At 62.1% G+C, this 12,938-nt stretch carries 6 protein-coding genes; all 6 read left to right on the top strand.

The genetic code is table 11. The annotated features are described in order from the left end of the window. Positions 1-94: 94 nt before the first annotated feature. The 6 genes from FE782_RS22520 (at position 95) to FE782_RS22495 (ending at position 12,890) form a co-directional block, all read left to right on the top strand. Complete coding sequence (locus FE782_RS22520; protein WP_138196591.1) at positions 95-1,309, top strand: DegT/DnrJ/EryC1/StrS family aminotransferase; 1,215 nt, start codon at positions 95-97, stop codon at positions 1,307-1,309. Further along, positions 1,306-2,637, top strand: coding sequence for a neutral/alkaline non-lysosomal ceramidase N-terminal domain-containing protein (locus FE782_RS22515; RefSeq protein ID WP_138196590.1), 1,332 nt, complete (start codon positions 1,306-1,308; stop codon positions 2,635-2,637). The genes FE782_RS22520 and FE782_RS22515 overlap by 4 nt, the downstream gene beginning before the upstream one ends. Continuing rightward, the gene (locus tag FE782_RS22510; protein WP_158299506.1) at positions 2,634-8,969 is read left to right on the top strand and encodes an FIMAH domain-containing protein; all 6,336 of its coding nucleotides are present in this window, start codon (positions 2,634-2,636) and stop codon (positions 8,967-8,969) included. The genes FE782_RS22515 and FE782_RS22510 overlap by 4 nt, the downstream gene beginning before the upstream one ends. 302 nt (positions 8,970-9,271) lie before the next feature. Further along, positions 9,272-10,231, top strand: coding sequence for an ABC transporter permease (locus FE782_RS22505; RefSeq protein ID WP_439116451.1), 960 nt, complete (start codon positions 9,272-9,274; stop codon positions 10,229-10,231). A gap of 21 nt (positions 10,232-10,252) precedes the next feature. Beyond that, the gene (locus FE782_RS22500; RefSeq protein ID WP_138196588.1) at positions 10,253-11,164 is read left to right on the top strand and encodes a carbohydrate ABC transporter permease; all 912 of its coding nucleotides are present in this window, start codon (positions 10,253-10,255) and stop codon (positions 11,162-11,164) included. An 85-nt stretch (positions 11,165-11,249) separates the two neighbouring features. Further along, complete coding sequence (locus FE782_RS22495; RefSeq protein WP_138196587.1) at positions 11,250-12,890, top strand: extracellular solute-binding protein; 1,641 nt, start codon at positions 11,250-11,252, stop codon at positions 12,888-12,890. Positions 12,891-12,938 lie beyond the last annotated feature (48 nt).

Genomic DNA, 12,938 nt, shown 5'->3' with positions numbered 1-12,938 from the left:
CGAATATTGTGCTGGCGTTTCCAAGCATGCCCTATTATAATACAGGTATGATACAACTACTTATTTTTATTCGCTTATGGGAGGAGAATGTTGGATGGAACCGTTGGCAATCGATGGCGGGACGCCGGTGCGGACGAGGCCGTTTCCGGAATGGCCGATCTACGGCGAAGCGGAGGAGCGGCATCTGCTGGAGGTGCTGCATTCGGGGAAGTGGGGCGGGACCGGCCGCGTGAAGCTGCCGGAGTTCGAAGAGCGGTTCGCGGCGTTGCATGGAGCGGCTCATGCCGTCACCGTCGTGAACGGAACGGTCGGGATTACGGTCGCGCTGCTGGCGGCGGGCGTCGGCCCGGGGGACGAGGTGATCATGCCGCCGTATACGTTCATCGCGACCGCGACCTCCGCCTTGCTGTTCGGCGCGATTCCCGTCTTCGCGGACGTGGAGCCGGATACGCTGCTTCTTGATCCCGACAAAGTGGAGGCTTTGATCACGCCGAAGACGAAGGCGGTCGTGACGGTGCACATCGGAGGCGCGCCGTCCGATATGACCCGGCTGAAGGCGATTGCGGAGCGGCATAGACTTGCGCTGATCGAGGATTCGGCGCAAGCCGTCGGCGCGCAGTGGGAAGGGAAGGGCGTCGGCGCGATAGGCGACCTCGGCACCTTCAGCTTCCAGTCGAGCAAAAACATCAACGCCGGCGAAGGCGGGATCATTCTGACGAACGACAAGGCGCTGGCGGACATGGCATGGTCGTTGGTCAACGTCGGGCGCATTCGGGAAGGCGCCTGGTACCAGCACGAGCATATCGGTTGGAACCTGAGGATGACCGAATTTCAGGCGGCCGTCCTGCTCGGGCAGATGACCCGTCTCGAGGAGCAGATGGAACGGCGCGAGCGCAACGGCCGCCTGCTGACGGAGCTGCTCGAAGACGTCGAAGGCATCGAGACGCTCCGCAGAGATCCGCGCATCACGCGGCATGCGTACCATCTTTATATCTTTAAGCTTGCGCCGGAGCTGGCGGACCGCGTCGACAAGAACGAAGTCGTTCGGCGGATCGGCGCGGAGGGCATTCCCGTCGCTCCGGGCTACGTCTCGCTCAACCGAAATCGCGCGGTGATCCGCGAGATCGAGCAACGGACGGGCGAGCGGCGGCCTTACCATTGCCCCGTGAGCGAGCGGGCCTGCGAGAAGGAAGCGCTCTGGCTGCATCAGCAAGTGCTTCTGGGCGAAGAGGCGGATATGTACGACGTCGCGAAGGCGGTCAAGAAGGTCGTCGCGCCGCTGGCCGCCGGGAGCTTCGGCCCGGCATGAGGCGCGAGGGGATTTCGCCGGGGCTTCGCTTAGGCGTCGCGACGGTCGACATCACGCCTCGGCATCCGGTGCCGCTGGCCGGCTTCGCGTCCCGCCGCTCTGCCTTCGTAGCGGTGGATCGCCCGCTGCTACTGAAGGCGTGGGCGTTCGAGAGCGGGGAGCCGGCCGGGGGGGCGCCCGTTCGGGCGTTGTTCGTTCAGGCCGATCTCATCTGGTGGGGATCGGAGCGGCTGCCGGCGCTCCTTCGCGAGCTAAGCTCGCGTTGGGGGCTGCCGGCGTCGGCCGTCATCCTGCACGCGACGCATACCCACGGCGGTCCGCAGACGAGCGATCGGTTCGCGCCGTCCCTCGGCTTGCCGGACGAGGATTACGTTCGGGATCTGGAAGCGCGGCTGCTCTCGTGCGTCGACGACGCGTTCGCCCGCTTGGAGCCCGTTGCCGTCGAGCGAGGGCGCGGGGCGTGCGCGATCGGCGTCCATCGCCGCCGGCGGATCGACGGTCGCATCGCGATGGCGCCGAACCCGGAAGGTCCGTGCGATCCGGAAGTCGTCGTCGTCCGGTTTCGCCGCGCCGACGGAACGACCGCGGGCGTGTGGGCGCATTACGCGTGCCACCCGACGACGACGGACGACAACGTCGTCCATCCGGACTTTCCGGGGATCGCCATGACGCTGACGGAGCGATGGCTCGGCGAAGGGGCGACGGCCTCGTACTTGCAGGGCTGCTGCGGCGATATTCGTCCGGCACTCGTTCAGGACGGCGGGTTCCGCAAGGGCGAGCGAAGCGACGTGCTCGAGCTGGGTCGCAGGCTGGCGGACGAGGTCGTTCGCATTCTGGAAGGACCGATGGAGCGACTCGAGCCCGCGAAACTTGCGTCCGGGCGTCTTGCGGTCGAGCTTCCGCTCGAGGGCGTTCCCGGCCCCGGTCGGCTGAAGGAGGCTGCCGCGGCGGACGGCATCCGCGGGGAATGGGCCCGCCTGCTGTCGTCGCGTCCCGACCGACTCGCGCCGACGATTCCGCTGGAGCTGAACGGCGTACGCATCGCGCGGGGATTGACGCTGCTCGCCATGAACGCGGAGATGGTCGGCGCGTACGGCGCTTTCGCGAAGTCGTACGCGCAAGGCGCCGCGCTGCCGCTTCCCTACAGCAACGGCATGATCGGCTACGTCCCTACCGCGGAACAGCTCGCGGAAGGCGGGTACGAGCCGGCGGAATCGGCCTACTATTTCGCGCTGCCGTCCCCGTTCGCGCCGGAGGTAGAAGCCCGCGTCGTCGAGTCGATGAAGGCGCTGCTTGATAATGTTCTAGAATGGGAGGAGATGGAATGATGGACTTGCACGGAAGACGATTCTGGATCTGGCTCATGATCGCGGCCTTGCTCTTGGGAAGCGCCCGGTTGTCCCCGGGGGTCGCGAGCGCCGAGTCGGGACCGGTCGAGACTTCTTATGCTTTCGCCCAATTGGTCAATGCGCCGAACGACCCGAGCTGGAACGTGGCGGCGACGAATCCGGCCGGCATGCGGCTGACCGCCACGAGCTTCCAGATGATTAACGCGGCGGTTTCGCCGGACGCGAACGGCGAATACATAAGGGTTAACTTCTATGTTCCGGAGAGCCGGTTATACGACGTGAACCTGATCTATTGGAGAAACATCGTCGGCGGCACTGTCGACATCGCGATCGACGATGCGATCGTCGCGGTCGATCATAGCTTCTACCATACGTCGGACACGAAGGCGACGCCTGAAACGGCGGCGTTGGCAAGCGGTCTGAGGCTGTCCAAGGGAATGCATACGCTGACGTTCACCGCCAAAGGAACGCGGCTGCTCGCTTCCAACAACCGATATTATGCGTACTTATATCTTCAGCAGCTGCAGCTCGTCGGCGGGACGCCTTTCGTCGAGCTGGATACCGTCGCGTTGTCCGCGGCGAAGACGGCGCTGCAGCCGGGCGAAGCGGTTCCGGTGGCGCTCGAAGCGACGCTGTCCGACGGCACGCCGGTCTCCGTTACGGAGAACGTCTATTATACGAGCAGCAACCCTTCCGTTCTGCAGGTGGTCGAGAGCGACGGACAGGGCGCCGTCGTCTCGGCGATCGCCGACGGCGCCGCGACCCTTACCGCGGAAGCGACCTACGAGGGCGTGACGAGGCGGGGGACGCTTGACTTCCTTGTCTCGTCCGACGCCGGCGGCGAACCGCCGAATCGATTCGTGTACGACTTCAAGCTGCCGGTGGATTCTACGCTCGAGTCGGCGGGTTGGGAAATCGTCGACGTCCGCTTGCCGCTCGGCCACAATTCGTACCGGCATCAGGAATACGGCATTCAAGTGCAGGCGAATGCGGTCGGGCAGTATATCGACTTCGATCTGCATGTGCCGGAGACGGGAATATACCGTACGCACCTGAACGGCGCGGGCGCCTCGAGCGGAGCCGTCGGCCGGCTGCTCGTCGACGGCGCGGCGGCGGGGGAATACAATTTCTATTCCGCCGCTTACCAGAAGGAGAAGGGCAAGCAGGCGCTGCGCACGTTCGAGCTGGCGGCCGGCGTTCACAAGGCGCGGCTCGAGGTGCTGCAGCGCGCGGGCTACTTCCATCTGTACCCCGGCGAGCTGGAGCTCGTCGAGGTCGATCGGTTTCCGAATCTGCTGACGCTTCGCGCCGCGGCCGGCGCCTCCGAGTTGATGGTCGGACAGACGACGAAGCTGGAGCTGTTCGGGATGCTGGACGACGGCTATGAATACGACCTCGGAACCGTGGAAAGCGCGGCGCGGTCGTATGTCAGCAGCGACGAGTCCGTCGCCGCCGTCGGATCGGACGGCACGGTGACGGCCGTGGGAGTGGGCACCGCGCAGGTGAAGGCGGTCGTTACCTTGAACGGCGTCGCCCGGGAGGCGGAAGCGACGGTGCGCGTGAACGACAAGCGACTCGCGGCCGTCGACGTTTCGGCTTCCGATGCCGCCTTAACCGAAGGAGCGACGACGCAGCTGACCGTGACGGGGTACGCCGACGACGGCGCCGTCGTCGATCTCTCGGACGCGGTCGTGCGGTTCGAGAGCCGGGATCCGTCGGTCGCGACGGTGGACGATGCGGGCGTCGTCGCCGCGATCGCGGCGGGTTCCGCGACGATCGAGGCGACGGCGACGCTGGGAGGCGTCACGGTTCGAGGCAGCGCGGTCATCCTGGTCGCAGCCCCGGCGCTCGCGGCGATCGAAGCGACGATCCGGAGCTCGGCGCTCTTCGTCGGCGACGAGGCGCGCATCGCGCTGACGGGCACGCTGAATAACGGCGAGCCCGCGGATGTAGCGCAGGCGTCCGTCGCGTACGCCAGCAGCGACGAGACCGTCGCCGTCGTATCGTCCGACGGGCGCATCGCCGTCGTCGGCCCGGGGGCGGCGTCGATCGCCGTCGCCGTCACGCTCGGCGAGGCGAGCCATACCGCCGTTATCGACCTGACGGCCGAGCCGGTGACGAACCGCAAGACGAGAACCACGTATTTCACGGATGAGAAGCGAGCTGCGGCGAGGGCGAACATCGAAGCCTACGAGTGGGCCCGCAACGAGAAGGAAGGCGCGGTCGCGGAAGCCGAACGGTTCCTCGCAAGAGGATACGACGCGTTATGGAAGCTCGTCACGCCGCAGACGATTCCGCGCAGCTATGCGGTGAACCAAACGCTCGGCAGTCCGATCACGGGTACGGAAATCAACAAGTACGGCAACTATCCTTGGGTAGCCGAGCCGGAGACGAAGCCATGGAAGCTGACGGATCCGAGCAGCGGCTATACGTTCCCGACGAACGACTTCGCCGCTTATTACGAGAGCGGGCTGGACGCGAACGGCGTGTTCCGGCAGGAGCTCGCAGACCGCAGCCTGCTCGTCAACACGCTGTATCCGGAGAAGGGGCCGACCTGGGGCGTCGACGACGGCAACGGCTGGGTCGACGAGAACGGCAATCGGTGGACGTTCGTTGCCTATTACAATCACTGGTTCGTCTGGCACGGCGGCCAGATCAGCCGGGCGGTCAATGCGCTGCGGGATGCGTACGTGTATACGGGAGATCCTCGGTACGCGCGGGCCGGAGTCATCCTGCTGGATCGGATCGCAGACGTGTACCCCGACATGGACATCGCCGCCTATAGCGCGACCGATTTCTTGAACTCGCATGGGGGAACCGGCAAAGGGAAGATTATCGGCTCGATCTGGGAGACGGGGCTCGTCAGAAACTTCGTCAGCGCCTACGACGCCTTCTTCCCGGCGATCGACGACCCGGAAATCATTGCGTTCCTGAGCGGGAAAGCCGATCGGTACGATCTAGGCGTGCTGAAGCGGTCCGCGGTCGGCATCAAGCGCAACATCGAGGACGGCCTCGTCAAGCAAATTTATCCCGCCGTGCGGAACGCGCAAATCCGCGGCAACAACGGCATGCATCAAGCGACGCTCGCCATGGCCGCCGTCGTGTTCGACGCGATGCCGGAGACGAAGGAATGGCTCGATTTCAATTTCAAAACGGGCGGACTCGTTTCAGGACCTTACCGAGTGACCGGGGGCAACATTTCGGCGCTGCTCGTCGACGACGTCGACCGCGACGGGGCCGGCAACGAAGCTTCGCCCGCGTACAACAGCGGTTGGGTCGGGTTGTTCCAAGAGACGGCGGACATCTTGGACGGGTACGATCTGTATCCCGAGGCGGATTTGTACCAAAACGTGAAATTCCGCAAAATGTTTTCCGCCACCTATCCGCTCATGCTGAGCGATCGGTATTTCGCGCTGATCGGCGATACCGGCAATGCCGGAGGGCCGGCGAATTTCCTCGATCAAGGTCAGCTGCTGACCGCGTTCGAGAAGTACCGCGACCCGGTATACGCGCAGCTCGCCTATTATCGGAACGGCAATCAGGTCGACGGCCTCCATGGGGACATCTTTACCGCGGATCCGGAGCGGATCGCGGACGACATCGCGGCCGCCATCGAGACGCATGGGCCGCTCCATCTGAAGAGCTCCAACTTGACCGGGTACGGCTTCGCCGCGTTGCGCGACGGGGAGAACGGGCGGCGATTCAGCGGATTGGGCTACAACTTCAGCCAGCTGGACATCGGGGAAGCGACCGCGGGCTATCAGCTGTTCGCGAACAGCGGGACGATCCAATTCAATGCGGAGGCGCCCGGCCATGCGATCGCCTTCGCGTTCGAGGTGCCGAAGACGGATCGGTACGAGATCAACGTGAAGCCGTTCCGGGCCGCCAGCTACGGCATCTACGACGTCTTGGTCGACGGGACCGTCGCAGGACGGATCGATTTCTACGGATCGAGCGGCGCCTCCTCGAAGCTCGAGACGATCGCCGAGCTCGAGCTGACCGAAGGAGAGCATCTCATCCGGTTCGAAGGCGTCGGCAAGCGCGACGCCGCGACGAACTACAAGCTGGGCGTCATTCAGCTGCTGCTGTACGACGAAGCGGCGCTCGCCGTGAAGAACGATCCGCGCAACGTCGATACGCAGCGCGACGTGTGGATGTATTACGGCCGCAACGGAGGCCACGGGCACAAGGATACGCTGAACCTCGGCCTGCACGCGTTCGGACTCGATTTGCTGCCGGAGCTGGGCTATCCCGAATTCGCCGATTGGTCGACGCCGCGCCGCAGCGAATGGGAGAATCATACGATCAGCCATAACACGGTGCTGGTCGATCGGTCGAAGCAGCAAACCCAAATCGTCGCGCAGCCGGTCGGCTTCCATGACGGCGAGATGGTGAAGCTCGTCGAGGTCGAAGCGCCGCAGGCGTATCCGCAAACCGAGATGTACCGCAGAACGACGGCGATGATCAAGGTGGACGAGGCGAATTCGTACGCCGTCGACTTCTTCCGCGTGAAGGGCGGAAGCGAGCATCACTTCAGCTTCCACGCCGCCGACGCCGTCGTGACGACGGAGGGGCTGGAGCTTGCCCCGCAGCCGACGGGAACGTACGCGGGACCCGGCGTCGAGTTCGGGAAGCGCCCGGCGGGGGATAGCGTCGCCGGTGCGGGGTATATGGGACCGGGGTTCCATTATTTAAAGAACGTCGCCAGAGACGACTCCCCCGCGGACCGGTTCAGCGTCGACTGGAACGTGAAGGATACGTGGGACATCTACGGCAACGGGGCAGGCGCGCCGACCGACGTCCATCTGCGACTGACGATGCTCGGCGAGGCGGACGACGTCGCGCTGGCGGACGGCGTCCCGCCGCAGAACAAGCCGGGCAACCCGGCGACGATGCGTTATTTGATCGCGCATCGTTCGGGGCCGCAGCTGAGCTCCACGTTCACGTCGGTCATCGAGCCGTACAAGGGCGAGCGTTACGTCGAATCCATCGAAGCGGTGCCCGTCGCGGTGAACGGACGCCCGGCGGCGGACGAAGACGCGAGGGCGGTCAAGGTGACGCTGACGAACGGCCGAACGGATTACATCGTCAGCAGCGTTCATCCGAACGTCGAATACGTCGTTGACGGCAAATTCGCGTTCGCGGGCGGCTTCGGCGTCTTCTCCGAGCAGAACGGCCGACGGGCGATCGAGTATACGCACGGCGGCGTCGCCGCAACGGGCACGGTCGTCGACTTTACGAGGGAGCTGAACGTCGAGAACGAAATCGTCGTGCGGCTGGACGAAGCCGGCGTCGATGCGGGGCAGTTGAAGGGGCAATATGTGTATATCGCTAACGACGGCGTCCGCAACGCCAGCTATCGCATCGAGGCGGCAGCACCCCTCGGGGACGATCGTTACGCGCTCGACATCGGCGACGTCACGCCGATCCGCCGCTGGGCGGATCCGAACGATTTCTCCAAAGGATATATTTATGATTTCGCGGTCGGGGCGCGCTTTCGCATCCCGCTGACCGACGAACGGGTGCTTCCGGTGACCGAGGCCGAAGTATCCGGGGAACGGCATGGCGAATGGTACGCGGGCGAGGCGTCGGTGACGTTGACCGTCGTGCAGGGCGCGGGCGCCGTCGCGCGGACGGAATACAGCTTCGACGGCGGAGCGAGCTGGACCGCGTACGAGTCTCCCGTTCGGATCGGCGTAAGCGGCGTTCACGAGATGCTGTATCGCTCGACGAACGCGTCCGGGGACGTCGAAGCGCCGAAGACGCTGACCGTTCGCGTCGACGCGACGCCGCCCGAGCTGACGCTTACGATCAACGGGAAGGCGGCGACTGCCGGTACGGTCGTCGAGGCGTTGGACAGCGAACCGATCCTCCTCTCCCTGGAGGCGTCGGATCCGCATTCCGGGGTGGCTGCGCAGTCGATCCGTCTGGACGGCGAGCTTTACAGCGGGGAACCGCTCGATTTCGCCGGCCGGCTCGGAGAGTACCGAATCGTCGCGACGGCGACCGATTCGGCAGGCAACGCGGCGGAAGCGGAGGTCACGCTTCGGATCTCGACCAGCGTCTCGTCGATGCAGGCGCTCTTAGCTTCGTACATCGCGTCCGGAGAGGTGTCCGGACCGCTGGCCGCCCAGCTGACGAATCTTCTCCGGCAGGCGCGGCATCATGAGGAGAAGGGGGAGGAGGAGCAGTCCGCCAAGCATCTCGGGGACTTCGCCGCCGCCCTTGCGAGAGAGCCGCTGCGGGAGTATATTTCGGAACGCGCGCTCGCCGCGCTAAGCTCCGATGCGGCATGGTTGACGAAGAAGTAACTCTTAGAATAGCAGCGTTCCATGCGAACGAAGCCGACGGAGATAGTCCGTCGGCTCGTTCGCTTTTCTTTTTCCCCGGGAGCAAAATCGACATATGGACACCACGAAAGTGACAATCGCGGCGGCGGAAGCGACACCGCGGGAATGACAATCGGATGGACGAAACGCGGCGAAACCCGCATTTTCCCGCAGCCGGCTGACAATAAAAAACGACATATATACAACGCCCCGCCAGATCCTTAATCATAAGTGTAAGCACTTACAAGCGCTGGCCAGCAACGAAGAAGAGAGGAGTGGACGCGGTGCAGCAGCACGGGGAGCGCGCGATCGCCGCGAACGCGGTGCGGAAGACGAAAGGGAGAACGGCATGGTCGAGGATGTTGTTGAATTGGGAGTTGTACTTATTTATAGCTCCGGCATTCCTTTACTACCTCATCTTCCATTACGGACCGATGTACGGCATTCAAATCGCGTTCAAAAATTTCATCCCGACGAAGGGGATCACGGGAAGCCCGTGGGTCGGATTCGAGCATTTCACCCGGTTTTTCGAATCGTATTATTTCTGGGACTTATTATGGAACACGTTAAGCATCAGCTTGTACGAGCTTGCAGTGGGATTCCCGCTGCCGATCATTCTCGCTTTGGCGTTCAACGAGGTGAAGGACAGTTTCTTCAAACGTACGGTGCAGACGGTGACGTATTCGCCGCACTTCATCTCCGTCGTCGTCATGTCCGGCATCATTATTACGTTCTTAACGCCGTCGACGGGAATGATCGTCCATCTCGTGGAGCTGTTCGGTTTCGAAGCTCCGCAGTTCCTGACCGATCCGAGATGGTTTAAGACGGTGTACGTCTTGTCGGGCGTCTGGCAAGGGACAGGGTGGGGGACGATCATCTATTTGGCCGCGCTGTCGGCGGTCGACCCGCAGCAGCACGAGGCGGCGATCATGGACGGGGCGACCCGGTTCCAGCGCATCGTGAACATTAACATTCCGGCGATTTTCCCGACGATCACGATCCTGTTGATTCTGAACATGGGCGGTATCTTAAGCGTCGGCTTCGAGAAAATATTGCTGCTGCAAAACCCGCTGAACATGGAATCGTCGGATGTCATCTCCACGTTCGTATACCGATCGGGCTTGCTCGACGCCCAGTACAGCTTCTCGACGGCCGTCGGCCTGTTCAACTCGGTCATTAACGCGATCCTGCTGATCGCCGTCAACCAAATCGCGCGGCGCACCAGCGAAACGAGTCTGTGGTAATCGGGGGAGGGGAAAGAAAGCATGGCTTCGCTTGCGAGAGAATCCACGGGGGATAAAATTTTCGTCTTCGTGAATTACGTATTTCTGGTTCTTGCTTTAATTATCGTGGCTTATCCGTTGCTGTACGTCGTCAGCGCGTCGGTCAGCGATCCGAAATTCGTCAACTCCGGCGAGATGTGGCTGCTGCCGAAAGGGCTTACGTTCGACGGGTATCGCTTGGTGCTCAACAATCCGAAGATTTGGTCCGGTTACACGAACACGATCGTATACACGCTCGTCGGCACGGCCTTGAACTTATTCGTGACGCTGCCGGCGGCTTATGCGCTGAGCCGTTCCGACTTCGTCGGCCGCGGGTTCTTCATGGGGATGTTCCTCGTGACGATGTTTTTCGGCGGCGGTCTTGTTCCGAGCTATCTGCTTGTGAAGGATCTAGGGCTTGTGAACAGCATGTGGGCGCTGCTGCTGCCCGGTGCGGCCTCCGTATGGAACATCATCGTGGCGCGCACCTTCTTCCAATCGACGATCCCGAAGGAGTTACAGGAGGCCGCTCATATCGACGGCTGTACGAACCTCCGCTTGTTCGCGACGGTCGTGCTGCCGCTGTCGGCCCCGATCATCGCGGTCATGGCGCTGTTTTACGGCGTCGGCCACTGGAATAGCTACTTCGGCGCGTTGATTTATTTGAACGACGAGTCGAAGTACCCGCTGCAGATGATTCTTCGCCAAATTCTCGTTCTGCAGGAGATGTCCGCGGAGATGACCGGCGTCGCGGTCGACAGCTCGGTCGCCATCGCGATGAACAACAAGGCGGACGTCGCGTCGCTCGTGAAATACGCGGTCATTATCGTCTCCACCTTGCCCGTCATCGTCGTGTATCCGTTCCTGCAGCGGTATTTCGTGCAAGGCGTCATGATCGGATCGGTCAAGGGCTGATCGCCCCGGCGGGCCGTAACCGCAGTAATAACCGGGTTTCTATGACTCGGATATTATATAATCGATTATAAAGGGAGGATCATCAATGAAAAGGTTTAAGGTGTGGTCTTTTGTATTAGCCTTCTCGATGGTGTTCGGCATTCTGTCCGCTTGCGGTACGTCCGAGTCGCCGAACTCGGAAGGCGGCGCAGCGACGGAGTCTTCGTCGGGGGAAACCGCGGAACAACCCGCAGCGGAATCCGCGGAAAAAGGCAACTTCAACAAGGAAGGGTTCCCGATCGTCAACGAGGCGGTTACGTTGTCGATCATGGCGCCGGATACCGGCATGCAAAATTGGAAGGACATGGTCGTCCTTCAAGAGATGGAGAAGCTGACCGGCATCAAGCTGGAGTACCGGAACGCGCCGATGGACAGCTTCGAAACGAAGAAAAACCTCGTCTTCGCCAGCGGCGATTATCCGGATATGTTCTATGCCGCCAGCATTACGCCTGCGGAAGAAGTCACGTACGGCGCTCAAGGGGTTCTTCTCCCGTTGGAGGATCTGATCGACAATTACGCGCCGAACATCAAGAAGGTGCTGGACGAGCATCCGGATATCCGCAAGTCGATTACGACGCCGGACGGTCATATTTACTCCTTGCCGCGCATCGACCTGTCCGCCGTCTGGTACCGCGGGCCGATGTGGTACAACGGCGAATTTTTGAAGGCGCTTAACATGGAGAAAATTCCGGAGACGACGGAAGAATTGTACGCGTATCTTAAGCGCGTCAAGGAAGAAGATCCGAACGGCAACGGCCAAGCGGACGAAATTCCGTTCGCGTCGGTCAAGCTGGACGACGTCCGCATGTTCATGCTCGGCTGGTGGGGCATCTACAACGAGGTCATCTATAGCGACAAAGAAGGCAAAGTGCATTACACGCCGATGGAAGAGGGCTATAAGGGGTACCTGACGTTCCTCAATCGTCTGTGGAACGACGGCTTGCTCGACAAGGAGACGTTCTCGCAAACCGACGAGCAGAAGAAGGCTAAAGGGAAAAACAATCAGCTCGCGATCTTCTCGGACTACTTGCCGTACTTCACGCTCGGCGGAGAGCCGGACCCGGAGGACGAAATGATGAAGCCGCTGAAGAGCGAAATCGCCGATTCGCCGGTGTACGGCAAGCACCCGGGCTTGTCCCGCGGCGCGTTCGCGATTACGAGCGGCAACGAGCATCCGGAAGCGACGATCCGCTGGATCGACTATCTGTACAGCTACGAAGGCTCGACGTTGTTCGACCTCGGACCGGAAGGCACGCTGTGGGAGTACACGGACAAGGCGAACCGCGTGAAGAAGTTCCTCGACGTGCCGGGCGGCGGCGATCGGGAGGAGTTCCGCGCGACGCTGACGCCGAATTACGGCATCGTCACCCCGGGCGTCGTGGATAACGACGTATCGAAGGGTCTGAAGAACGAGTACGACCAATGGATTCTCGAGCAGAACGAGGAGAAGCTCGTACCGATCGCGAAGGTGCCGTACCCGATCGTCTATTTGACGGAACAAGAGCAGGAGGAAGCTTCGAAGCTGCGCTCCGACCTCGACACGTACGTGAAGCAGATGGAGGCGAAATTCGTAACGGGGCAAGAGTCGCTGGGCAATTGGGACAACTATGTCGCCCAGCTGAAGAAGATGGGCGCGGATCGCATCGCGGAAATCTACCAAGCGGCTTACGACCGTTGGGATCAATAAGAACGGCTAGCGGCATACCGGCATAAAAAAGCCAACCCTGCAGGACCG

The sequence above is a fragment of the Paenibacillus antri genome (assembly GCF_005765165.1).
In the GTDB taxonomy this organism is placed as follows: domain Bacteria; phylum Bacillota; class Bacilli; order Paenibacillales; family YIM-B00363; genus Paenibacillus_AE; species Paenibacillus_AE antri.
This window is presented reverse-complemented; position numbering and strand designations above follow the sequence as displayed.